The sequence below is a fragment of the Streptomyces sp. NPDC090106 genome (assembly GCF_044747265.1).
Lineage (GTDB): Bacteria > Actinomycetota > Actinomycetes > Streptomycetales > Streptomycetaceae > Streptomyces.
Map to the genome: position 1 here is coordinate 584,124 of NZ_JBIVDS010000001.1, position 24,074 is coordinate 608,197.

19 protein-coding genes are annotated in these 24,074 nt (G+C 71.6%); 11 read left to right on the top strand and 8 right to left on the bottom strand.

Annotated elements, in window-relative coordinates:
• Positions 1-117 precede the first annotated feature (117 nt).
• Together ACIPSE_RS02605 and ACIPSE_RS02610 are read left to right on the top strand one after the other, a co-directional pair.
• Positions 118-957 (top strand): serine hydrolase, encoded by an 840-nt coding sequence (locus ACIPSE_RS02605; RefSeq protein WP_401656593.1) that lies wholly within the window; start codon positions 118-120, stop codon positions 955-957.
• Between the two features lie 48 nt (positions 958-1,005).
• Positions 1,006-2,010: an esterase-like activity of phytase family protein gene (locus ACIPSE_RS02610; RefSeq protein ID WP_401656595.1), complete on the top strand. Its 1,005-nt coding sequence runs from the start codon at positions 1,006-1,008 to the stop codon at positions 2,008-2,010.
• A 6-nt stretch (positions 2,011-2,016) separates the two neighbouring features.
• Here ACIPSE_RS02610 and ACIPSE_RS02615 read toward each other — a convergent pair whose 3' ends face one another.
• The 3 genes from ACIPSE_RS02615 to ACIPSE_RS02625 form a co-directional block, all read right to left on the bottom strand.
• A complete protein-coding gene (locus ACIPSE_RS02615) occupies positions 2,017-3,702 on the bottom strand; it encodes a thiamine pyrophosphate-binding protein (protein ID WP_401656597.1) in 1,686 nt (561 codons plus the stop codon).
• Positions 3,699-4,670, bottom strand: a complete 972-nt coding sequence (gene speB / locus ACIPSE_RS02620) for an agmatinase (RefSeq protein WP_401656599.1) — start codon at positions 4,668-4,670, stop codon at positions 3,699-3,701. The genes ACIPSE_RS02615 and speB overlap by 4 nt, the downstream gene beginning before the upstream one ends.
• 96 nt (positions 4,671-4,766) lie before the next feature.
• Entirely contained in the window at positions 4,767-6,227 is a 1,461-nt protein-coding gene (locus tag ACIPSE_RS02625; RefSeq protein ID WP_401656602.1) for a sodium:solute symporter, read from the bottom strand.
• A 179-nt stretch (positions 6,228-6,406) separates the two neighbouring features.
• On the opposite strand from ACIPSE_RS02625, the gene ACIPSE_RS02630 reads away from it, so the two are divergent.
• Both ACIPSE_RS02630 and ACIPSE_RS02635 read left to right on the top strand, forming a co-directional pair.
• On the top strand, positions 6,407-7,861 hold the full coding sequence (locus ACIPSE_RS02630; RefSeq protein WP_401656605.1) for a PucR family transcriptional regulator: 1,455 nt from the start codon (positions 6,407-6,409) through the stop codon (positions 7,859-7,861).
• A 146-nt stretch (positions 7,862-8,007) separates the two neighbouring features.
• The gene (locus tag ACIPSE_RS02635) at positions 8,008-8,805 is read left to right on the top strand and encodes a phosphatase (RefSeq protein WP_401656607.1); all 798 of its coding nucleotides are present in this window, start codon (positions 8,008-8,010) and stop codon (positions 8,803-8,805) included.
• Positions 8,806-8,815: 10 nt separating this feature from the next.
• Here ACIPSE_RS02635 and ACIPSE_RS02640 read toward each other — a convergent pair whose 3' ends face one another.
• From ACIPSE_RS02640 to ACIPSE_RS02655, 4 genes are all read right to left on the bottom strand, one after another.
• Positions 8,816-9,811, bottom strand: coding sequence for a cation diffusion facilitator family transporter (locus ACIPSE_RS02640; protein WP_401656609.1), 996 nt, complete (start codon positions 9,809-9,811; stop codon positions 8,816-8,818).
• Positions 9,812-9,853: 42 nt separating this feature from the next.
• Positions 9,854-10,729, bottom strand: coding sequence for an acyl-CoA thioesterase (locus tag ACIPSE_RS02645; protein ID WP_401656612.1), 876 nt, complete (start codon positions 10,727-10,729; stop codon positions 9,854-9,856).
• A gap of 35 nt (positions 10,730-10,764) precedes the next feature.
• Positions 10,765-11,922, bottom strand: a complete 1,158-nt coding sequence (locus tag ACIPSE_RS02650; RefSeq protein WP_401656614.1) for an acyl-CoA dehydrogenase family protein — start codon at positions 11,920-11,922, stop codon at positions 10,765-10,767.
• A gap of 141 nt (positions 11,923-12,063) precedes the next feature.
• A complete protein-coding gene (locus ACIPSE_RS02655) occupies positions 12,064-12,654 on the bottom strand; it encodes a TetR/AcrR family transcriptional regulator (RefSeq protein ID WP_401656616.1) in 591 nt (196 codons plus the stop codon).
• A gap of 97 nt (positions 12,655-12,751) precedes the next feature.
• Between ACIPSE_RS02655 and ACIPSE_RS02660 the strand changes: the two genes are divergently transcribed.
• The 4 genes from ACIPSE_RS02660 to ACIPSE_RS02675 are packed head-to-tail and all read left to right on the top strand — an operon-like array spanning position 12,752 to position 18,425.
• Positions 12,752-14,377: a carboxyl transferase domain-containing protein gene (locus ACIPSE_RS02660; protein ID WP_401656618.1), complete on the top strand. Its 1,626-nt coding sequence runs from the start codon at positions 12,752-12,754 to the stop codon at positions 14,375-14,377.
• A gap of 14 nt (positions 14,378-14,391) precedes the next feature.
• Positions 14,392-16,326: an acetyl/propionyl/methylcrotonyl-CoA carboxylase subunit alpha gene (locus ACIPSE_RS02665; RefSeq protein ID WP_401656620.1), complete on the top strand. Its 1,935-nt coding sequence runs from the start codon at positions 14,392-14,394 to the stop codon at positions 16,324-16,326.
• Positions 16,323-17,258, top strand: a complete 936-nt coding sequence (locus ACIPSE_RS02670; protein ID WP_401656622.1) for a hydroxymethylglutaryl-CoA lyase — start codon at positions 16,323-16,325, stop codon at positions 17,256-17,258. Before ACIPSE_RS02665 ends, ACIPSE_RS02670 begins: the two co-directional genes overlap by 4 nt.
• Positions 17,259-17,264: 6 nt before the next feature.
• A complete protein-coding gene (locus ACIPSE_RS02675; protein ID WP_401656624.1) occupies positions 17,265-18,425 on the top strand; it encodes an acyl-CoA dehydrogenase family protein in 1,161 nt (386 codons plus the stop codon).
• A gap of 35 nt (positions 18,426-18,460) precedes the next feature.
• Here ACIPSE_RS02675 and ACIPSE_RS02680 read toward each other — a convergent pair whose 3' ends face one another.
• Positions 18,461-19,303, bottom strand: coding sequence for a LamG-like jellyroll fold domain-containing protein (locus ACIPSE_RS02680; protein WP_401656626.1), 843 nt, complete (start codon positions 19,301-19,303; stop codon positions 18,461-18,463).
• 322 nt (positions 19,304-19,625) lie between these two features.
• On the opposite strand from ACIPSE_RS02680, the gene ACIPSE_RS02685 reads away from it, so the two are divergent.
• From ACIPSE_RS02685 to ACIPSE_RS02695, 3 genes are all read left to right on the top strand, one after another.
• A complete protein-coding gene (locus ACIPSE_RS02685) occupies positions 19,626-21,554 on the top strand; it encodes a glycosyltransferase family 2 protein (protein ID WP_401656628.1) in 1,929 nt (642 codons plus the stop codon).
• Between the two features lie 370 nt (positions 21,555-21,924).
• The gene (locus ACIPSE_RS02690) at positions 21,925-22,974 is read left to right on the top strand and encodes an ABC transporter substrate-binding protein (protein WP_401656630.1); all 1,050 of its coding nucleotides are present in this window, start codon (positions 21,925-21,927) and stop codon (positions 22,972-22,974) included.
• Between the two features lie 35 nt (positions 22,975-23,009).
• Positions 23,010-23,870 carry a siderophore-interacting protein gene (locus tag ACIPSE_RS02695; RefSeq protein WP_401656632.1) on the top strand — a complete coding sequence of 287 codons (861 nt, stop codon included), beginning with the start codon at positions 23,010-23,012 and terminating at the stop codon, positions 23,868-23,870.
• Positions 23,871-24,074 lie beyond the last annotated feature (204 nt).

Consider the following 24,074-nt stretch of genomic DNA (forward strand, 5'->3'; position numbering starts at 1 on the left):
CACCTTGCCCTTGCCTGTGAATTGACCAAGGGGCGGGTCATCACCGCCCGATGAATCCCCCATGCCGCCGTCGAACAGGCATACAACCTTTTCCGCCGTCCCGTGAGTCAACAGGGCATGACTCAAGGGATATCCAGACGCGCGAGATGGGTGGCGGCGGGTGCGCTCGCCGCCTGTGCGGCCGCCGTGACCCCGGCGTCCGCCGCCACGCCGGCCGTCGCCTGCACGTCGGGCAGCGCGACGCTCGCCACCAAGCTGAAGAAGGACATCACCGCCGCCCTCGCGAACCGCAAGGGCACGATCGCGGTGGGCCTCTACGACCGGACGACCGCCACGACCTGCTCGCTGCGCGCGGGCACCGCCTACGACTCGGCGAGCGTGGTGAAGGTGACGGTCCTGTCCACCCTCCTGTGGGACGCGCAGAAGACCGGCCGGGCGCTGACGAGCCGGGAGAAGTCGCTCGCCACCGCCATGATCACGAAGTCGGACAACACGGCCACGTCCACGCTGTGGAAGCAGTTGGGACTGACCAAGGTGAAAGGTTTCCTCACCGCGGCGGGGATGACCCGGACCAAGCCCGGAGCGAACGGCTACTGGGGGCTGACCCAGATCACCGTCACCGACGAGCAGAAGCTGATGAAGCTGCTCACCGCGCACAACACGGTGCTGACCGACGACTCCCGCTGGTACGTCCGCAAGCTGATGGGCGACGTGGTCTCCTCGCAGCGCTGGGGCACGCCGTACGGCGCCGGTTCCGGGGTCCTCGTGCACGTCAAGAACGGCTGGCTGCAACGCTCCACGCACGGCTGGCGGGTGCACAGCGTCGGCACGTTCAAGAGCTCGGGCCACGACTACATGATCACGGTGCTCACGCACGGCAACAGCACCATGAACTACGGCATCACGACCATCCAGGGCGTGGCGAAGGCGATCCACAAGGATCTCGCCGCGAGTTGACCTCTGCCGGTCTCCCGCTCGTCACCCGGCGGTCCTACGGTGACGTCCATGCGCCTGAGAACCGTACTCGCGATCGCCGCCGTGGCCACCTGTGTGCCCGCGGCCACCCCCGCCGCCGCGTCGACGGACAACGCCTGTTCGCCGGCCGTCTCGATCGCCCGTTATACGGACGTCCTGGACAAGACGACGTTCGACGGCACCTTCGTCGGCAACTTCTCCGCGCTCGCGGTGGACCGGGACGGCTCCCTCGCCGCCCTGTCCGACCGCTCGTCGCTGTTCTCCCTGGACGCCCGCACGCTCGCCCCCGAGGGGGTGGTGGCGCTCGCCGACGAGAACGGCGCCGCGCTCGACTCCGAGGGCCTGGTGATCGACCGGGACGGGACCCGGCTGGTCTCCTCCGAGACGGAACCCTCGATCCGCCGCTACAGCCAGGACGGCCGCGTCCTCGACCGCCTGCCCGTGCCCTCCGCGCTCCAGGTCGCCCCCGCGGGCCGGGCGGCCTCCAACCAGACCTTCGAGGGCCTGACCCGGTACCGGGGCGGACTGCTGGCCTCCATGGAGTACGCGATCTCCGGCGACTCGGCCGGCCTCGTCCGCTTCCAGACCTGGCGGCACGCGGGCACCGGCTTCCGGCTCGCCGCCCAGTACGGCTACCGCACCGACACCGGCCTCGGCGTCCCCGAGGTGCAGTCCCTGCCCGACGGCCGCCTCCTCGTCCTGGAGCGCGGCTTCACCTCCGGTGTCGGCAACACGGTCCGCCTCTACCTGGCCGATCCCCGCCACGCGACGGACACGAGCGGGACGGACCGGCTGACGGGCCAGGACGGCGTGCGGCTGATCGGCAAGACCCTCCTCGCCGACCTCGTCGACTGCCCCTCGCTCGGAGCCGTCGCCAGGCAGCCCCAGCCCAACCCCCTCCTCGACAACATCGAGGGCATGGCCGTCACCGGCCGCGGCAAGGGCGGCTGGAAGGTCCTGCTGGTGAGCGACGACAACCAGAACGCGGCGCAGACGACACGGTTCTACGACCTGACGGTGCGAACTCCCCGCTAGGGGCGGTCAGTCCAGGTGCGTGGCGGCGAACATCCGCAGGACCGCCGGGAGGACGACCACGGACGGGCCGGGGGTCGACAGGGCCTTCGCCAGGTCGGCCTCCAGGGTCTCCGGTGAGGTGAGCACGCCCGGCACGCCGAAGGACTCCGCGAGGGCCACGTAGTCCGGGCGGGTCAGTTCGGTGGCCGTGGCCTCGCCGAACGCGTCGGTCATGTACTCGCGCAGGATGCCGTAGCCGCCGTCGTCGACGATCAGCCAGGTGACGTCCAGGCCGTACTGGCGGGCGGTGGCCAGTTCGGCGACGGAGTACAGGGCGCCGCCGTCGCCGGAGACGGCCAGCACCGGGCGGGAGCCGTCCGCGACCGCCGCGCCCAGGGCCGCCGGGAAGCCGTAGCCCAGACCGCCCGCGCCCTGGGCGGAGTGCATGTGGTTGGGGCCCATGGCGTCGAAGGCCGACCACGCCCAGTAGGCGAGGATCGTCATGTCCCAGAAGGACGGGGAGTCGGCGGGCAGTGCCTGGCGCACGGACGCCAGCACCTCCTGCTCCAGGGTGAGTTCCTGGGCGGCGATGCGGGCGGCGACCTTGCCGAGGACCTCGCGCACCCGCTCGGGCGCCGACGCGTCCTCGCGTTCGCCGACCGTCTCCAGCAGCGCCTGGAGGGCGAGCCGGGCGTCCGCGTGGATACCGAGGGCGGGGTGGTTGGACTCCAGCTTGCCGAGGTCCGCCTCGATCTGGATCACCCGGCCGCGCGGCTTGAACGTGTGGTAGTTGGACGACAGTTCGCCGAGGCCGGAGCCGACGACGAGCAGGACGTCGGCGTCCTCCAGGAAGTCCGTGGTGTGCCGGTCCTCGATCCACGACTGGAGCGACAGCGGGTGCTCCCAGGGGAACGCGCCCTTGCCGCCCGGTGTCGTCACGACCGGGGCCTTCAGCACCTCCGCGAGGTGCCGCAGCTTGCCGCTCGCGTCCGCCCGGACGACCCCGCCGCCCGCGATGATCGCCGGACGGGCCGCGCGGGTCAGCAGATCGGCGGCGACGGCGGTGAGCTCGACCCGGGGCGGCAGGTCCTCGGGGAAGGCGTCGCCGCCCGTCACGACCGGGATCGACGTCGGCGCCAGCAGCACGTCCTGCGGGATCTCCACCCACACCGGGCCGTGCGGTGCCGTCAGCGCCGACTTCCAGGCCGCCTCGATCGCGGACGGGATCTGGGACTGGGTGCGGACGGTGTGGACGGACTTGACCACACCCCGGAAGGACGCCGACTGGTCGGGGAGTTCGTGCAGATAGCCGTGGCGCCCGCCGCCCAGCCCGGCCGTCGGGATCTGGCTGCTGATCGCGAGCACGGGCGCCGAGGCCGCCGCCGCCTCCTGGAGCGCGGCGAGCGACGTCAGCGCGCCCGGGCCCGTCGACAGCAGCAGCGGCGCCGCCTCGCCCGTGACCCGCCCGTAGGCGTCCGCCGCGAACCCGGCGTTGTTCTCCACGCGCAGGCCGACGTACCGCAGCGACGAGCGGCGCAGTGCGTCGAACATGCCGAGCGCGTGCTGGCCGGGCAGGCCGAAGACGGTCGTCGTGCCGAGCGCGGCCAGCGTCTCCACGACCAGGTCACCGCCGTTGCGGCCGGCCGGGGGGTTCAGGGCCGCGGCGGTCTGCGCCTCGGTCGGGCTGAGCACCAGGTCGTGGTCGTGGGTCACTTCGCTGCCTTCTCCTGGGCGATCTGGCGGGACATGATCGTGGTCAGTTCGTACGCGGTGTGCGAGGCCGCCACCGACGTGATCTCCGCGTGATCGTACGCGGGGGCCACCTCGACGACGTCGGCGGAGACCAGGTTGCAGGAGGCCAGGCCCCGCAGGATCTCCAGGAGTTCGCGGGAGGTCATGCCGCCGGCCTCGGGGGTGCCGGTGCCGGGCGCGTGGGCCGGGTCGAGGCAGTCGATGTCGATGGAGATGTACAGGGGGCGGTCGCCGATGCGCTGCCGCAGCTGGTCGGCCACCTCGTCGGCGCCGCGCCGGTACACGTCCGCCGACGTGACGATGCCGAAGCCGAGCTTCTCGTCGTCGGTGAGGTCCTGCTTGCCGTAGAGGGGGCCGCGGGTGCCGACGTGGGAGAGGGCCTCGGTGTCGAGGATGCCCTCCTCGACCGCGCGCCGGAACGGGGTGCCGTGGGTGTACTCGGCGCCGAAGTAGGTGTCCCAGGTGTCGAGATGGGCGTCGAAGTGCAGCAGCGCGACCGGGCCGTGCTTCTTCGCCACCGACCGCAGCAGCGGCAGCGCGATGGTGTGGTCGCCGCCGAGGGTCATCAGCCGGGCGCCGGTGCCGAGGAGGTCGTCGGCGGCGGCCTCGATCGTCTCGACGGCCTCGTGGATGTTGAACGGGTTCACGGCGATGTCGCCGCCGTCCGCGACCTGGGCGAGCGCGAACGGGGAGGCGTCCTGCGCCGGGTTGTAGGGGCGCAGCAGCCGGGACGCCTCGCGGATCGCGTTGCCGCCGAAGCGGGCGCCCGGCCGGTAGGAGACGCCCGAGTCGAACGGCACGCCCACCACGGCGACGTCGGCGCGGCCGACCTCGTCGAGGCGCGGCAGCCGGGCGAAGGTCGCGGGACCGGCGTACCGCGGGACGCGGGAGGAGTCGACGGGTCCGCGGGGCGTCTCGTTGCTGCTCATGACCTGCTGCCTTCTTTCCAGCCCTTACGGCTCTTACTGCTTTTGCTGCTTTTGCTGCTCTTGCTGCTTTAGCGGATCTTTGCGGCTTTTATGACTTTACTGGCCCGCCGGGACGGGCTCGGAGCGGAGTTCGGGGTCCCGTCCCGCCAGCCGCTCCCGCCAGACGGCGAGCACCGCGGCGTCGGTCGCGGGGGTGGCCAGCGACACGATCACGTACACGGCCAGGGAGGCGAGCAGGCCGTAGTAGACGGGCTCGTTGGCGAGGATGCCGTAGGCGGCCATCAGGCCGATCACCGCGACGCCGCCCACGATCACGGAGGCGAGCGCGCCGTGGACCGTGCCGCGCTTCCACAGCAGTCCGCCGAGGATGGGCACGAGGAGTCCGCCGACGAGGAGGTTGTACGCCACGGTGAGCGCCTCGACGACGTTGTTGAGCGCGATCGCGGTGGCGATCACGCCGATGCCCATGATCAGGATGAAGGCGCGGTTGCCCTTCACCTCGTCGTGCTCCTCGGAGGCGGGGCGCACGGCGCCGCGCAGCCGCGACCAGATGTCGTTGTTGGCGACGGTCGCGCAGGCGATCAGCGCGCCGGAGGACGTGGACATCACGGCCGCGAGGGCGGCGGCGAGCACCAGGCCCCGGACGCCCACGGGGAGTTCGTCCTTGACGATCGTGGCGAACGCGGCGTCCGCGCTGGCCAGGTTCGGGTAGAGGACCTTGGCCGCGGTGCCGATGACCGCGCCGGCGATGGCGTACACGAGACAGTAGGTGCCGGCGACGGTGCCGCCCCACTTGGCCGTCCTGTCGCTGCGGGCGGTGAACACGCGCTGCCAGATGTCCTGGCCGATGAGCATGCCGAACGTGTAGATCAGCACATAGGTGAAGATCGTCTCGCCGCCGATGCCCAGCGGGTCGAAGTACTCGGTCGGCAGCTTCGCCTTCATCTCGCTGAAGCCGCCCGCCTTGACGACGGCGATGGGCAGCAGCAGGAGGAGCACGCCGATCGTCTTGACGACGAACTGGACCATGTCGGTGAGCGTGATCGACCACATGCCGCCGAGCGTCGAGTAGGCGACGACGATGGAGCCGCCGAGGACGATCGCGAGGGTGCGGTTCATGTCGAACAGGACGTCGAAGATGGTCGCGTAGGCGATGGTCGAGGTGACCGCGAGCATCAGCGTGTACGCCCACATCACCACACCCGTGATGACGCCGGCCCGGCCGCCGTAGCGCAGGTCGAGCATCTCGGAGACCGTGTAGACCTTCAGCCGGGCGATGCGCGCCGAGAAGAACACGGAGAGGGCGAGCAGGCCGAGGCCGATGGTGAACACCATCCAGGCGCCGGAGAGCCCGTACTGGTAGCCGAGGCCCACACCGCCGATGGTGGACGCGCCGCCGAGGACGATCGCCGCCATGGTGCCGGAGTACATGGCGGGCCCCAGCCGGCGGCCCGCGACCAGGAAGTCGCTCTTGGACTTGGCGCGGCGCATGCCCCACCAGCCCATGACGAGCATGCCGAGCAGATAGACGACGATGACCGTGTAGTCGATGGCCATGGGGGCCTCCTTCGCGCACATCCGGGTGGCGTGTCGTTACGTGCAAGGGGGGTGGCTCGCGGGGACATCCGCCCGTACCCGCGGCTGGGTGGTCGGCACCGACACTAGGTGGCCGGAAAGCGACTGCGAAGTGTACTTTTCATCCATCCCCGCCTCCCGGAATGGAGGGATCGCACACCATGCCGGACCCCGCTGTCCCTCCCACGCCTCCCGTGCCCCTCGCGGCCCTGCTGGCCCGTGAGGACCTCGCCCTGCGCCAGATCGCGGGCCCGGCCGACCCGGGTCTGGTGATCCACTCGGCGCACACCTCGGAGATGGCCGACCCGTACCCCTATCTGCTCGGCGGCGAGCTGCTGCTGACGGCGGGGGTGCACATCACCGACGCGGCGGGCTCGGGCACGTACTTCGACGACTACGTGGCGCGGATCGTCGAGGCGGGCGGGGCGGCGCTCGGCTTCGGTGTCGCGCCGGTGCACGACACGGTGCCGCGCGCCCTGGTCGCCGCCTGCGAGGCGTACGAGCTGCCACTGGTGGAGGTGCCGCCCCAGACCACGTTCTCCGCGGTCGCCCGAGCCGTCTGGCAGCTCATGGCGCAGGCCCGGCTCGCCGAGCTGCGGCGGGTCACCGAGGCCCAGCAGAGCCTGGCCGCCGCGGCCTCCCGCCCCGACCCGGTGCCCTCCGTGCTGCGCCGGCTCGCCCAGCGCCTCGGCGCCTGGACGGTCCTGTACGGCCCGGAGGGCACCGAGATCGCCTCCTTCGGGCGCCCCGCGCCGCCCCCCGCCCGGCTGGCCCTCGCCGGGCTCGCCGAGGTCGTCCGCCCCACCGATCCCGGGGTCCCCGCCTCCGCCACCGACACCGCCGCCGGCAGCCATCTCGCCGCCTACGCGCTGGGGGCCGGGCAGGGGTTCGTGCTCGGGGTCGCCGCGCCGGGGCGGGACGCGGGCGACCACACGATCGCCTCGGTGGCGGCCGTGCTGCTGTCGCTGCTCACCGGGGAGCAGCAGAGCGGGTCGGGCGCGGCACGGTCGTCGGCGCTGGTGCGGCTGCTGCTGGGGACGCGACCGGCGGAGGTCGCGCCGCTGCTCGGTGCCGGACCGTGGCGGGTGGTGCACGCGGCGCCGGACGCGCAGGCCCTCGACACGGTGGCCGCGGCGGCGCTGGGCGCGGCCCTCGGCTCACCGCTGATCGACCTCGGCCGGGACGTCGTACGGGTCGTCGCCGACCGGGAGCCGGAGCCGCAGCCCGGCTGGACGATGGGGGTGAGCGCGCCGGTCGGGGCGGAGGACTGGCCGGGCGCCGACACCCAGGCGGCCCGCGCGCTGGCCCGCGCCCGAGCGACCCGCGCCCCGCTCGTACGGCACGGCGACCGGAGCGGGCTCGCCGGGCTCGTCGCGCCCGACGAGGCGGAGCTGCACGCCCGCACCCTGCTCGCGCCGATCGCCGACTCCCCCGCGCTCCTCGACACCCTGCGCACCTGGCTCTCCCTGCACGGGAGCTGGGACCGCACGGCGGTCGCCCTCGCCGTCCACCGCAACACGGTCCGCCAGCGCGTCACCCGCTGCGCGACCCTCCTCGACGCCGACCTGGACGACCCGGACGTCCGCATGGAGCTGTGGTTCGCGCTCCGCGACTGACCCCGCCACGGCCGGACACGGCTCCGCTCGGCGTCCCCTGACGCGCGAGCGTCTCCCCCGCGGCACGAGCGGGTGCGCACGTGACGGGTGTCCCAGCGTCCGGGACGGGCCGCGGGCGCGGAGCGGTCTGCCTCACAATGGGTCGCATGCCGATACCCGGGACACCCAGCCGCGCCGAGCTCGTCGACCATCTCGTACGGACCCGCATCGCGGGCGACGTCGCGACGCCCCGCGAGAACAACCTCTCCCACTACCGCCAGTTGGCGAACGGCAACCGCCACTACTGGCTGGGCCTGGAGCTCGGGGAGCGGTGGACCGACGAGCAGGACGTCCTCGCGGTGATGGCCGAGCGGGTCGGTGTCAACGACGACACCGAGCACCGGTACGGGCAGGACACCATCGACCCGGAGCTGACGGTCGACGGTCTGGACCGGATGGCGGCGCGGCTGCGCAAGGCGGCCGAGGGGCAGCAGCGGGTGCTGTTCGCGACCGGTCACCCGGGCGGGCTCCTCGAGGTGCACCACTCGACGGCGGTCGCGCTGCGCGCCGCCGGGTGCGAGATCGTCGTCATCCCGGAAGGGCTCCAGACCGAGGAGGGGTACGTCATGCAGTTCGCGGACGTGGCCGTCCTGGAGCACGGCGCGACCCTGTGGCACACCCACTCCGGTGAGCCGATGAAGGCGATCCTGACCGGCCTGGAGCGCGAGGGGCGTCCGCTGCCCGACCTGGTGGTCGCCGACCACGGCTGGGCCGGGTACGCCGGCCAGCACGGCGTCGACTCGGTCGGCTACGCGGACTGCAACGACCCGGCGCTGTTCCTCGCGGAGGCGGAGGGCACGGTGCAGGTGACCGTCCCGCTGGACGACCACGTCGTCAGCCCCCGGCACTACGACCCGATGACGGCGTACCTCCTCGACCAGGCGGGTCTGACGGCGCGGGACTGAGCCCGGGCGGTCACGGGAACGGGTTGAGGCCCTCCTCGCGGCGCTGCGCGTACCCCGGCGTCGGGTCCAGGTAGACCCGGCTGACGGCGGGGAACGCCGCCCGCAGCCGGGCCTCGGCCTGTTCGCAGGCCCACTCGATCTGCGCGGCCGTCGACACGTCCCGGAAGTCGATCTTCGCGGCGACGAGCGCCTCGCGCGGCCCCTGCACGAGCGTCGTCAGCTCCAGCACCGCCTCGATGTGCTCGACGGCCAGCAGTTCGGCCCTGATCCGCTCCCGCACCGCCGAGGGCAGCGGGCGCCCGATGAGCAGTTCGGCGTTGGAGCGGCCCAGCACCCACGCCACGTACAGCAGGAGCAGGCCGATGGCCAGGGACGCGATCCCGTCCCAGACGCCCGAGCCGGTGAGCTGACCGCCCAGCAGACCGCCGGCCGCGAGCAGCAGGCCGACCAGCGCGGCGGAGTCCTCCAGCACGACGGCCTTCACGGCGGTGTCCGGGGTGAACCGCAGATACCGCTTGAACGGGGCGTTCAGCCGGGCGGCCTCGCCGCGCGCCTGCCGCAGCCCGGTCCGCAGGGAGTAGCCCTCCAGCAGGAAGGCGACGGCGAGGACGATGTAGGAGACGAGAGGGTCGCCGAGTTCCTCACCGGCGACGAGGGTGTGGACGCCGTCGTAGATCGAGAAGACGGCGCCGCCGACGAACGTGGCGACGGCGGCGAGCATCGCCCAGATGTAGCGCTCGGGGCCGTAGCCGAGGGGATGCTCCTCGTCGGCGGGTTTCTCGCTGCGTTTGAGGGCGGTGAGCAGCAGGAGCTCGGTGACGGTGTCGGCGACCGAGTGCGCCGCCTCGGAGAGCATCGCGCTCGATCCGCTGATGACACCGGCGACGGCCTTGGCGATCGCGATCCCGAGATTGGCGAGGGCGGCGACGATCACCGTGAAGGTGCTCTCGCCGCCGCCTGGTTCCGCGCTGCCCGCTTGTCCCGCTCGTTCCGCGGCTGAGGTCATGTCCCTCAGTCTCGCCGATCGGTCCGGCCGGCGCGGCGCCGGTCAGTCCCGCGGGCGGGGGGTGCGCACCACGCCTTCCTGGATCACGGAGACGGCGAGCGTGCCGTCCTGGGTGTAGATCCGGGCCTGGCCGAGACCGCGTCCGCCGTGCGCGGACGGCGACTCCTGGTCGTACAGGAGCCATTCGTCGGCGCGGAAGGGCCGGTGGAACCACATGGCGTGGTCGAGCGAGGCGCCCACCACGTCCCCGACGGCCCAGCCGCCGCGCCCGTGCGCGAGCAGGACGGAGTCCAGGAGGGTCATGTCGGAGACGTACGTGGCGAGGACGACGTGCAGGAGCGGGTCGTCCGCGAGCTTGCCGTTGGTGCGGAACCAGACCTGCGAGTGCGGCTCGCGCGGCTCGCCGAACCGGCCGTAGGGGGGCTCGTCGGCGTAGCGCAGGTCGATGGCCTCGCGGGCCTCCAGGAACCGCTCGACGACCTCGGGGGCGATGTGGCCGTAGCCGCGCAGCCGCTCCTCGGAGGTGGGGAGGGTGGCGGGGTCCGGGGCGGGGGGCATGGAGGCCTGGTGCTCGAAGCCGTCCTCGTGGAGCTGGAAGGAGGCGGAGAGCGCGAAGATCGGCTGGCCGTGCTGGACGGCGAGGACGCGGCGCGCGGTGAAGGAACGGCCGTCGTTCATCCGGTCGACCGTGTAGACGATGGGCGCGCCGGGGTCGCCGGGCCGCAGGAAGTACGCGTGCAGGGAGTGGGCGAGACGGTCCTCGGGGACCGTCCGTCCGGCGGCGACGAGCGCCTGGGCCGCGACCTGCCCGCCGAAGACCCGGGGGACGACGGCTTCCCGGGACCGGCCGCGGAAGATGTTCTCCTCGATCTGCTCCAGGTCGAGCAGATCGAGGAGAGACTGAAGTGCCTGACTCATGGAGCCGACGCTACTGATCGAAAATTTCCGGAACCCTACAGGCCCATGTCCTTGGCGATGATCGTCTTCATGATCTCGCTGGTGCCGCCGTAGATGCGGTTCACCCGGTTGTCCGCGTACAGACGGGCGATCGGGTACTCGTTCATGAAGCCGTAGCCGCCGTGGAGCTGGAGGCAGCGGTCGATCACGCGGTGCGCGACCTCGGTGCAGAACAGCTTGGCGGAGGCGGCCTCGGCGGGGGTCAGCTCGCCCGCGTCCAGCGCCTCGGTGGCGCGGTCGGCGACGGCCTCGGCGGCGTCGACCTCGGCCTTGCAGGCGGCCAGCTCGAACTTGGTGTTCTGGAAGGACGCGACGGTCTTGCCGAAGACGGTGCGGTCCTGCACGTACTGCTGGGCGAACCGGACGGCGGCCTTGGCCTGCGCGTAGGCGCCGAAGGCGATGCCCCAGCGCTCGGAGGCCAGGTTGTGGCCGAGGTAGGAGAAGCCCTTGTTCTCCTCGCCGAGGAGGTCCTCGACGGGCACCTTGACGTCGACGAACGCCAGCTCGGCGGTGTCGGAGGTGCGCAGGCCCAGCTTGTCGAGCTTGCGGCCGATGGAGTAGCCCTCGGACTTGGTGTCCACGGCGAACAGCGAGATGCCGTGACGGCGGTCCTCGGCGGTCGGCGCGGCGGTACGGGCGCAGACGATCACGCGGTCGGCGTGGACGCCGCCGGTGATGAAGGTCTTGGAGCCGTTGAGGACGTAGTGCGTGCCGTCCTCGGAGAGCTTGGCGGTGGTCTTCATGCCCGCGAGGTCGGACCCGGTGCCCGGCTCGGTCATGGCCAGCGCCCACATCTCCTCGGCGGAGACGAACTTGGGCAGGTAGCGCTTCTTCTGCTCGTCGGTGGCGAGCATCTTGATGTACGGCAGGGCGAGCAGCACGTGCACACCGGAGCCGCCGAAGTGGACGCCCGCGCGGGCGGTCTCCTCGTACATCACGGCCTCGAACTTGTACGAGTCGATGCCGGCGCCGCCGAACTCCTCGGGCACGTTGATGCCGAAGAGGCCCAGCTCGGCGAGCTTGTAGTAGAAGTCGCGCGGCGCCTGGCCAGCCGCGAACCACTCGTCGTAGACGGGGACGACCTCGGCCTCGATGAAGGCCCGCAGGGTCTCCCGGAACGCCTCGTGATCCTCGTTGAACACCGTACGGCGCACCGCGCCCACCTCCACCGGTTCCCAGTTGCTGCCTGTCCGAGCCGGCGCCCCATATCTAAGCGCTTGCTCAGAATCAACCGTACCGGCCGGTAGTGACAGCGTCCAGTGGACCGCAGCCGTAACGCTCGTCACGCCCCGCTCTCAGCCGGTGCCGGCCGCCGCGAAGGCGCCCCTGGCCATCCGGTGCAGCAGCTCGGCGGTCACCCCGCGCCCGGCGCCGGGGCGGCCCAGGTGCGGGGTCGAGTTCAGGAGGCCGAACACGGAGTGCACGGCGGAGCGCGCGGTCGGCTCGGTCAGCGCCGGGTACACCTCGCGCACGACCTCCACCCACAGCTCGACGTACTGCCGCTGGAGCTGGCGCACGAGCTTGCGGTCGGAGTCGCGCAGGCGGTCCAGCTCGCGGTCGTGGAGGGTGATCAGCGGCCGGTCGTCGAGCGCGAAGTCGATGTGGCCCTCGATGAGGGAGTCCAGGACGGCGTCCGCGGGCCCTCCGTCGGCCTCCTCGAGCCGGGTCCGCGCCCCGGTCAGGAGCTGACCGCTGATCCCGACGAGCAGCTCGGCGAGCATCGCGTCCTTGCCGGCGAAGTGCCGGTAGAGCCCCGGGCCGCTGATGCCGACCGCGGCCCCTATCTCGTCCACACCCACGCCGTGGAAGCCGCGTTCGGCGAAGAGTCGAGCCGCTTCCTTGAGGATCTGCTCGCGGCGGGTGGGGGCGTCGGTTCTGGTGGCCATGGAGACGATTCTAGACAGGGAGGTTAGCGGTCGTTAACCTGAAGGAAATGCGTTAACGCTCATTAACTGGTGGACCACTGGTGAGAGGGACCGCAGGATGGACAAGGCACCACAGGCTCCGGAGCTCCACAGCGCGGCCGATCCCGCGTCGGAGACCTGGCGGGCCAACGAGGAGGCCCATCACGCCCTCGTCGCGGAGCTGCACGGCAAGCTGGCCGCGGCCCGTCTCGGCGGCGGCGAGAAGGCGCGCGCCCGGCACACCGCGCGCGGCAAGCTGCTGCCCCGCGACCGCGTGGACACCCTCCTCGACCCCGGCTCCCCCTTCCTGGAGCTGGCCCCTCTCGCCGCCGACGGGCTGTACGACGGACAGGCCCCGGCCGCCGGTGTCATCGCCGGGATCGGGCGGGTGGCCGGACGCGAGTGCGTGATCGTCGCCAACGACGCCACCGTCAAGGGCGGCACGTACTACCCGATGACCGTGAAGAAGCACCTGCGCGCGCAGGAGGTGGCCCTGGAGAACCGGCTGCCGTGCCTGTACCTGGTGGACTCCGGCGGCGCCTTCCTGCCCCTGCAGGACGAGGTCTTCCCCGACCGCGAGCACTTCGGCCGCATCTTCTACAACCAGGCCCGTATGTCCGGGGCCGGCGTCCCGCAGATCGCGGCCGTCCTCGGCTCCTGCACCGCGGGCGGCGCCTACGTCCCCGCGATGAGCGACGAGGCCGTCATCGTCCGCGGCCAGGGCACGATCTTCCTCGGCGGCCCGCCCCTGGTGAAGGCCGCCACCGGCGAGGTCGTCACGGCGGAGGAGCTCGGCGGCGGCGAGGTGCACGCGCGCGTGTCGGGCGTCACCGACCATCTCGCCGAGGACGACGCGCACGCCCTGCGCATCGTCCGGAACATCGTCGCGACCCTCCCCGCGCGCGGGAGCCTGCCCTGGACGGTCGCACCGGTCGCCGAACCCAAGGTCGACCCGTACGGGATGTACGGCGCCGTCCCCGTCGACTCCCGCACCCCCTACGACGTACGCGAGATCATCGCGCGCCTGGTCGACGGCTCCCGCTTCGCGGAGTTCAAGTCCGAGTTCGGCCAGACCCTCGTCACCGGCTTCGCGCATCTGCACGGCCACCCGGTCGGGATCGTCGCCAACAACGGCATCCTGTTCTCCGAGTCCGCCCAGAAGGGCGCCCACTTCATCGAACTGTGCGACCAGCGCGGCATCCCGCTGCTCTTCCTCCAGAACATCTCCGGCTTCATGGTCGGCAAGGACTACGAGGCGGGCGGCATCGCCAAGCACGGCGCCAAGATGGTGACGGCGGTGGCGTGCACGCGCGTCCCCAAACTGACGGTGGTGGTCGGCGGCTCGTACGGCGCGGGCAACTACTCGATGTGCGGCCGGGCCTACTCCCCCCGCTTCCTGTGGATGTGGCCCAACGCCAAGATCTCCGTCATGGGCGGCGAGCAGGCCGCCTCCGTCCTCGCGACCGTCAAGCGGGACCAGCTGGAGGCGCGCGGCGAGGACTGGCCGGCAAAGGCGGAGGACGCCTTCAAGGACCCGATCCGCGCGCAGTACGACCGCCAGGGCAACGCCTACTACGCGACGGCCCGCCTGTGGGACGACGGGGTCATCGATCCCCTGGAGACCCGCCAGGTACTGGGCCTGGCCCTGACCGCCTGCGCCAACGCGCCCCTGGGTGAACCCCAGTTCGGCGTCTTCCGGATGTGAGGGGCTGTAGCCAGATGTTCGACACAGTACTTGTGGCCAACCGCGGCGAGATCGCCGTCCGCGTCATCCGGACGCTGCGCGAGCTGGGCGTGCGCTCGGTGGCCGTCTTCTCCGACGCCGACGCGGACGCCCGCCATGTGCGCGAGGCGGACACCGCGGTACGGCTGGGCCCCGCGCCGTCGTCGGAGAGCTATCTGTCGGTGGACCGGCTGCTGGAGGCCTGCGCGGCCACCGGCGCCCAGGCCGTCCACCCCGGGTACGGCTTCCTCGCCGAGAACGCCGCCTTCGCGCGCGCGTGCGCCGACGCCGGGCTCGTCTTCATCGGCCCGCCCGCGGACGCGATCGCGCTGATGGGCGACAAGATCCGCGCGAAGGACACGGTGCGGGCGGCGGGGGTGCCGGTGGTGCCGGGCGGGAAGGACCCCGAACTGGCCGCCGCGGCGCACGACCTGGGCGCGCCCGTCCTGCTGAAGCCGTCCGCGGGCGGCGGCGGCAAGGGCATGCGCCTGGTGCGGGACCTGGCCCTGCTGGACGACGAGATCGCCGCCGCGCGCCGCGAGGCCCGCGCCTCCTTCGGCGACGACACCCTCCTCGTGGAGCGGTGGGTGGACCGCCCCCGGCACATCGAGATCCAGGTCCTGGCCGACGGCCACGGCAGCGTCGTGCACCTCGGGGAGCGCGAGTGCTCGCTCCAGCGCCGCCACCAGAAGATCGTCGAGGAGGCGCCGAGCGTGCTCCTCGACGAGGCCACCCGCGCGGCGATGGGCGAGGCGGCGGTCCAGGCGGCCCGCTCCTGCGGCTACCGGGGCGCGGGCACGGTGGAGTTCATCGTCCCGGGCGACGACCCCTCCTCGTACTACTTCATGGAGATGAACACCCGCCTCCAGGTGGAGCACCCGGTGACCGAACTGGTCACCGGGGTGGACCTGGTGGAGTGGCAGCTGCGGGTCGCGGCGGGCGAGCGGCTGGGCTTCGCGCAGGAGGACGTCCGGCTGACGGGTCACGCCGTCGAGGCCCGGGTCTGCGCCGAGACCGTGTCCGTCAAGGAGGGCGCCCGGGGCTTTCTCCCCTCCGGCGGCACGGTGCTCGCCCTGCACGAGCCGCAGGGCGACGGCGTCCGCACCGACTCCGGGCTCAGCGAGGGCACGGAGGTCGGCAGCCTCTACGACCCGATGCTGTCGAAGGTCATCGCGTACGGCCCCGACCGCGCGACAGCGCTGCGCAGACTGCGGGCGGCCCTCGCGCGCACGGTCACCCTCGGCGTGCCGACGAACGCCGGTTTCGTGCGCCGCCTGCTGGCCCATCCGGCGGTCGTGGCGGGCGAGCTGGACACCGGGCTGGTCGAGCGGGTGATGGACGACCTCGTCCCCACCGAGGTGCCGGAGGAGGTGTACGAGGCGGCGGCGGCCGTACGGCTGGACGCGCTGGAGCCGCGCGGCACGGGCTGGACGGACCCCTTCTCGGTGCCGAGCGGCTGGCGGCTGGGGGGCGAGCCGAAGCGGGTGGCGTTCCCGCTGCGCGTGCAGGAACCGGTGGAGTACACCCCGCGCGGCACCCACACGGTCACCGCCGACCGGGTCTCCGTCACCCTCGACGGCGTCCGCCACACCTTCCACCGCGCCGCCGACTGGCTGGGCCGGGACGGCGACGCCTGGCAGGTACGGGACCACGACCCGGTGGCGGCGTCGCTGACGGGCGCCGTGTCCGGGGGCGCGGACGCGCTGACCGCGCCGATGCCGGGGACGGTGACGGTGGTGAAGGTGGCCGTCGGGGACGAAGTGGCCGCGGGACAGAGCCTGCTGGTGGTGGAGGCGATGAAGATGGAGCACGTCATCGCCGCCCCGCACGCCGGCACGGTCGCCGAACTGGACGTCCGCCCCGGTACGACGGTGGCGATGGACCAGGTGCTCGCGGTCGTCACCCCGGCGCGGCCGGAGGTGCCGGAATGAGCCTGCCCATGGTGGTGCCGGAGGACGGCCTGCCCGCCCGCGTCCGCATCCACGAGGTCGGCGCCCGTGACGGCCTCCAGAACGAGAAGGCGACCGTCCCGACCGAGGTGAAGGCGGAGTTCGTCCACCGCCTGGCCGAGGCGGGCCTGACGACGATCGAGGCGACGAGCTTCGTGCACCCCAAATGGGTGCCCCAACTCGCCGACGCGGAGACCCTGTTCCCGCTCCTCTCGGACCTGCCCGCCGGGATCGCCCTGCCCGTCCTGGTCCCCAACACCCGTGGCCTGGAGCGGGCGCTGGCGCTCGGCGCCGACCGGGTGGCCGTGTTCGCCAGCGCCAGCGAGTCCTTCGCCAAGGCCAACCTCAACCGCACGCTGGACGAGGCGCTCGGCATGTTCGAGCCGGTGGTCACGCGGGCGAAGCAGGAGGAAGTCCACGTACGCGGTTACGTCTCGATGTGCTTCGGCGACCCGTGGGAGGGCGCGGTCCCGATCGCCCAGGTGGTGCGCGTCTGCACGGCCCTGCGGGACATGGGCTGCGACGAGTTGAGCCTCGGCGACACGATCGGGGTGGCGACACCGGGCAATGTGACGTCACTGCTGGGGGAGTTGACGCGACAGGGCGTACCGATCGCCACGCTGGGCGTCCACTTCCACGACACCTACGGCCAGGCGCTCGCCAACACCTACGCGGCCCTGCGCCACGGCGTCACCACCGTCGACGCCTCCGCGGGCGGCCTGGGCGGCTGCCCGTACGCCAAGTCCGCCACCGGCAACCTCGCCACCGAGGACCTGGTCTGGATGCTCCAGGGCCTCGGCATCGAGACCGGAGTCGACCTCGGCCGTCTCACCGCCACCAGCGTGTGGATGGCCGGACAACTGGGCCGACCCAGCCCGTCCCGCACCGTACGCGCCCTCTCCCACCAGGAGTGAACGACCATGGACCACCGGCTCTCCCCCGAACTCGACGAACTCCGCCACACTGTCGCGGAGTTCGCCCATGACGTGGTCGCGCCCAAGATCGGCGAGTACTACGAACAGCACGAGTTCCCCTACGAGATCGTCCGCGAGATGGGCCGCATGGGCCTGTTCGGCCTGCCCTTCCCCGAGGAGTACGGCGGGATGGGCGGCGACTATCTGGCGCTGGGCGTGGCCCTGGAGGAGCTGGCGAGGGTCGACTCCTCGGTGGCGATCACCTTGGAAGCAGGTGTGTCACTGGGTGCGATGCCCCTGCACCTGTACGGCACGCGGGCCCAGAAGGAGGAATGGCTCCCGCGACTGTGCGCCGGCGAGGCCCTGGGCGCCTTCGGCCTCACCGAACCGGACGGCGGCAGCGACGCGGGCGCGACGCGCACGACGGCACGCCTGGACCCGGACACGGACGAGTGGGTGATCAACGGAAGCAAGTGCTTCATCACCAACTCCGGCACGGACATCACGGCCCTGGTGACGGTCACGGCGGTGACGGGCCGCAAGCCGGACGGCAAGCCCCTGATCTCCTCGATCATCGTCCCGTCGGGAACGCCCGGCTTCACGGTGGCGGCGCCGTACTCGAAGGTGGGCTGGAACGCCTCGGACACGCGGGAGCTTTCGTTCACGGACGTCCGTGTCCCGGCGGCGAACCTCCTGGGCGAGGAGGGCCGGGGCTACGCCCAGTTCCTCCGCATCCTCGACGAGGGCCGCATCGCCATCGCGGCGCTCGCGACGGGCCTGGCCCAGGGCTGCGTCGACGAGTCGGTGAAGTACGCCAAGGAACGCCATGCCTTCGGCCGCCCGATCGGCGCCAACCAGGCCATCCAGTTCAAGATCGCCGACATGGAGATGAAGGCCCACACGGCCAGGCTGGCCTGGCGCGACGCGGCCTCCCGCCTGGTCTCCGGCGAACCCTTCAAGAAGGAGGCGGCCCTGGCGAAGCTGTACTCCTCGACCATCGCGGTCGACAACGCCCGGGACGCCACCCAGGTCCACGGCGGCTACGGCTTCATGAACGAGTACCCGGTCGCCCGCATGTGGCGCGACTCCAAGATCCTGGAGATCGGCGAGGGGACGAGCGAGGTGCAGCGGATGCTGATCGCTCGGGAGTTGGGGTTGGTGGGCTGAGCCCGGGCGGCGCGTTCCGATCGTTGCTCCGAGGCCTACTCGAAGCTGCCACCGGCTCCCATGACCGACACCAGCGACATCAGGTTGGCGTCCAGCGGGTCCTGGTAGATCCGGATCTCGTCGATCGCGCCGGAGAAGTACTCACCGGCGGTGGTGCCGGTCAGGTTCCGGCCGACCTGGAGGCTCGTGGTGGAGAAGTCCCAGGTGTTGTCCCAGGCGGTCTCGGCCACCGCGACCGCGTTGACATACAGCAGCACGTCACCGGAGACCGCGTCGTACACGAGCCCCAGATGGTCGCCGGCGCTGTGGGAGCTCGGCAGGTGGCCGCTGTTGAGGAGGGTCGTGGTCACCGGCGTGGCGGAGTCCCCGTCGGTCACCACGAGCTGCCAGCGGCCCGCGGACGCCGCGTACCTGACCCTGATCGCACTGCCGTTGGTGCCGGTCAGCGCCACTACCGTCTCGTCCTCGGTCGGGTTCGCCGAGGCAAGCCGGGCGCGGGCGGTCAGGGTGAAGCTGCCGTGCGCGGAGAGCGGGCCGGTGACGGCGCGGGTGGCGTAGCCGCCCGTTCCGTCGAGCTCCAGATGACCGCCGTCCCTCAGGGCTTCGGCCGGTGGGTCGCAGTCCGGATCCGCCGCGGGGTCGCAGGAGTCGTCCGGCTGGTAGATGGTGGCGCCGCCGCCCAAGGTCAGACCGATTCCGCCGGCCACCTCCGGGGAGACGCCGGAGGCCGACTCCTCCAGCGGCCAATGAGCGAGCTCAACCGGCCGGCCGGTGCCGGTCTCCGTCTCCGCCGCGGCGGGCGCGGAGACCGCGCCGAGGCCCGAGGCGAGCAGGGCCGCGACGGCAGCCGCCACGACAGGGCCACGTCGCACGGGCATGCGGTTGTTCATCCCGACCAGGTACGTGCGCGTACGCACATTCCACCCCCATTGTCCCGATGGGAACACCGCAGAAAGGCATCCCCGTGAATGACACAAGGGGAGACTCAATAGGAGTCAAATAGCGATCGTCAATCCTTTTCAAGGAACTGGCTGCACATAGCAAGCACACAGAGCGTGGCGATCCTTGCCTTACGTACTGCAATGAACGTCAAGCGGGCTCTTGCCGCCGTATCAGCCGCTTTTCCCTCTCCCCCGAATCGAATCCGTCACTCGGTAAACCGGCCACCGCGCAGACGGGCGGCCCGGTAAGGTCCGTGGAATGCCGAGAATCAAGGTCAGCGTGATCGTCCCCGTCTACAACACGGGCAAGTACGTGGACGAGTGCGCCCCGTCGCTGCTCGGGCAGAGCCTGTCCGCCGACGAGTACGAAGTCATCTACGTGGACGACGGCTCGACGGACGACACGCTGGGACGGCTGGAGAAGCTCGCGGCGGCGCATTCCCACGTCCAGGTGCACACCATGGCCAACTCCGGCTGGCCGGGCGCCCCCCGCAACCTCGGCATGCGGCACGCGCGCGGCGAGTACATCCAGTTCGTCGACCACGACGACACGCTCGGGCCCGAGGCCCTGGAGCGGCTGTACGAGCACGCGAAGCGCAATGACGCCGACGTGGTGATCGGCAAGATGTCCAGCACGATGGTGCGGCCCCGGCGGCTGTTCCGGCACACGGTGGACGCCTGCACGATCGAGAACGACGAGCTCATGCAGAGCCTGTCACCGCACAAGATGTTCCGGCTGGCGTTCGTCGAGGAGCACGGGCTGCGGTTCCCCGAGGGCCCCTGGATCCTGGAGGACCTGCTCTTCGTGAGCGGCGCCTACCTCAAGGCCGAGCGGATCGCGATCCTCGCGGACTACCCCTGCTACTACTGGATGAAGCGGGACGACGGCGGCAACAACACCCAGCACCGCTTCAACCCCCGGCACGGCTTCTGGGACAACTGCCGCACGATCGTCCGCCAGATCAAGGACGGCACCGAGGCGTCCGACGACATCGACGCCCTCCAGAACCGCCTCCTGCACCGCAACTACCACGTCGAGATCCTCTCCCGCACCCGTGAGCCCGAGATCCTCCGCGAGGACCCGGCAGAGCAGCGCGAACGCTTCGAGGCGGCACGGAAGTTGGCGGTGGAGGAGTTCCCGGCCGCCGTCCGCGAGGGCCTGCCCGCGGTGTCCCGTCTACGCGCCCGCTTCCTGGAGGACGGCGACTTCGACGGCGCCGTCGCGCTCGCCGAACGCGTCCGCGAGGTGAAGGCCCGCAGCGCGGTCGGCAACCTGCGCTGGGAGGACGGCCGCCTCGTCGCCGACGTCACCTTCGATCTACTGCGCGGCGACGGCGAGCCGCTCGCGCTCGTCGAGCGGGACGGCACGTGGTGGCTGGACCCGGAGCTGCTCGACGGCGTCCCCGGCACCGAGGACGGCTGGGAGGTGCCGGACCCCTTCCGGCTCGCCTACGCCGAACTCGTCGTCAAGGACCGTGACCGCGAGGACTGGTGGTACCCGGAGGGCGACCTGGAGGTGGAGCTGCGCCCGCTCGGCGACGGACGCGCACAGCTCGTCGCGACGGGACGCCTCACCCTGGACCCCGAGCACCTGGCCGGCGGCCGGCCGCTGCAGCGCGGTGTGCACGACGTCTGGGCGTACGTCCAACTGCTCGGCGTCGAGCGCATGTTCCGGGTCACCGGCGACGGGGAACCGGGCGCCCCGGCCGCCCCCGGCCCCGCGCTGACCGGCGGCCGGATCGCGATCCCGTACTGGACGGTCAAGGGCCAGCTCGCCCTCGACGTGGACCAGCGCCAGCGTGAACTCGGCCCCGACACGAAAGCGCTCGTCACCGCGAACACAGCCCGCGCACGCCAGTCGCTCGGCCTGCCTTTCCTCGCCTCGGCCCCCGGCGCCCCGCTCCCTCTCAAGGTCACGGTCGCCACCCTCACCGTCGAGGCCAAGCTCCTCCACGGCGCCGACGGCACGGCCCGGCTCCGCCTCCCCGCCACCCTGAAGCTCCCGACCGGCCGCCACCCGGTCACCCTCCCCACGTCCGACACCCCGCTCGCCTACGCGGTCGTCGACACCGGCACCCTCCTCCGCCTGGAGGGCCCGTCCTACGAGGCGGACCGCGTCCGCCGCCTCCTCGACACGATCGGCGACAACCACCGGGTACGCGACCTCCGCAAACACCTGAGCCGCTGACATCGCGCTCCGGGAAGGACCTGGAGGTATGGGGTGAAGTCGCCGAGCACACTGCTCGATTGATCTCGGAAGGCGCGACGTGACATCCGAAGACGCACGCGAGGAATCCGACGGCGACCGGGAGCACGAGTGCGGCGTCCGGCCGGCGACGCTGGACAACCCCCGGAAGGGCTGACCGGCCCTTCACCGCGCCCTCAACGAACCTCCATTCCCAGGGAGTTGTCGGGGCGAGACCTCCACATCCCACCCCACAGTCCCCCCACAGCCTTCGATCGGGCGCCCCCACCCCTGGACAAGATCTGAGGTTAGGCTAACCTTCTTTCGAACTCGTCCGGCGGGCGCTCCGCCCTGTTCGAAAGCAGTCACTGACATGTCCAACGCCAGAGCCACCCACCTCACCCGTCGCGGCATCCTCGCCGCGGGCGGCGCCCTCGGCCTCGGTGCCGTGCTCGCCGCCTGCGGTGACGACGACGCGAAAAGCGGTGGCTCGGGCGAGGAGAGCTCCGCCGCGAAGAAGTCCGGTCCCTGGACCTTCAAGGACGACCGCGACAAGAGCGTCGAGCTCGACAAGATCCCGGCGAACATCGTCGCGTTCACCGGCGTGGCCGCCGCCCTGTACGACTACGGCATCTCCGTGAAGGGCGTCTTCGGCCCGACGAAGACCACCGACGGCAAGGCCGACGTCCAGGCCGGCGACATGGACATCTCCAAGGTGACCATCCTCGGCAACGTCTGGGACCAGTTCAACGTCGAGAAGTACGCCGCGCTCGCCCCGGACGTCCTCATCTCCACGATGTTCGACGACGCCGGCACCCTCTGGTACGTCCCCGAGGCGTCCAAGGACAAGATCTCCGCGCTCGCCCCGAGCGTCGGCATCTCCGTCTACGACCGTCAGCTCACCGCGCCGCTGGAGCGCATGTGGGAGCTGGCCGAGTCGCTCGGCGCCGACATGACGGCGTCCACCGTCACCGAGGCCAAGAAGAAGTTCGAGGCCGCCGCGACCCGGCTGCGCGCCGCCGCGAAGGCGAAGCCCGAGATCAAGGTGATGGCCGGTTCCGCGAGCCAGGACATCTTCTACGTCTCCGGCACCAACCTCTCCATCGACCTGGAGTACTTCAAGGCCCTCGGCGTGAACTTCGTCGAGCCGCCGGAGAAGGCCAAGGCCGAGGGCGGCGGCTGGTACGAGTCGCTGAGCTGGGAGAACGTCGACAAGTACGCCGCGGACATCATCATGATGGACGACCGTTCCTCGACCATCCAGCCCGCCGACATCACCGAGGCGACCTGGAAGAAGCTCCCCGCGGTCAAGGCCGGCCAGATCATCTCCCGTTCGCCGGAGCCGATCCTGTCCTACGACAAGTGCACCCCGCTGCTCGACACCCTCGCCGAGGCGCTGGAGAACGCGAAGAAGGTCAGCTAGCCCGTCTGACCCTGCACCCCCAGGAGCGCACCCGCATGACCACCGCCGCAGTCGCCCCGTTCCGCTTCTTCGCCCTGCGCGTCGCGGGAACGCGGCGGCTCGGCCCGTCCCTGGTCCGGGTCACCTTCTCGGGGGACGACCTGGCCCTGTTCCACTCCGACGGCCGCGACCAGTCGCTGTCGCTGTTCCTGCCGCATCCGGGGCAGGACGCGCCGGTCGTCCCGGTGGAGCTGGGGGACGGCTGGTGGCAGGCGTGGCGTGAACTCCCGGACGACGTACGGGCGGTGATGCGCTCGTACACGCTGCGGGCGCTGCGCCGCCGGCCGGACGAGATCGACATCGACTTCGTGCTGCACGGCGTCGGGCCGGAGAACGGGACGGAGGCCGGGCCCGCCTCGCGGTGGGCCGCCGAGGCAGCCCCCGGGGACCGGGTCCTGCTGCTCGGCCCCGCGGTCGCCGACAACCGGGCCATCCGGTTCCGGCCGCCCGCGGACACCGATCTCGTCGTCGTCTGGGGCGACGAGACCGCCGTACCCGCCGTCTGCGCGATCCTCGAAGCCCTCCCGGCCGGCACCCCCGCCCGGGTCTGGCTGGAGGTGCGGCACACGGGGGACATCCAGGACCTGGTGACCCCGGCCGACGCCGAGATCACCTGGCTGGTGCGGGACGAAGCCGCCGCCGGCGCCGAATGCTCCCCCATGGCACTCGACGCCCTGCGCATGACCCGACTCCCCTCGGCCGAGCGCCCGTACGTCTGGATCGCGGGCGAGTCGGGTGCCGTGAAGGCGCTGCGCCGGCACTTCGTCGGCGAGCGGGGTGTCGACCGGCGGAGGGTCACCTTCGTCGGGTACTGGCGCCTGGGCCTGACCGAGGAACAGCTGCGCGCCACCGAGTGACCCCGGCACAGCAGTCACCGCCGTACGCGTCGGCACAACTCCCCCGCGTGCGGCGGTGATTGCTGTGCCCGGCCGTGACGGAGGAGGCAACTGCGGTTCACGTGACCGTAGTCACGCACGATGCCGCGTTTCTCCTTCGTTACTTAGGTTAGGCTAACCTAAGTAACAGCACGGGAAGCGAAGGTAGATCGCGCCCCACCCCGT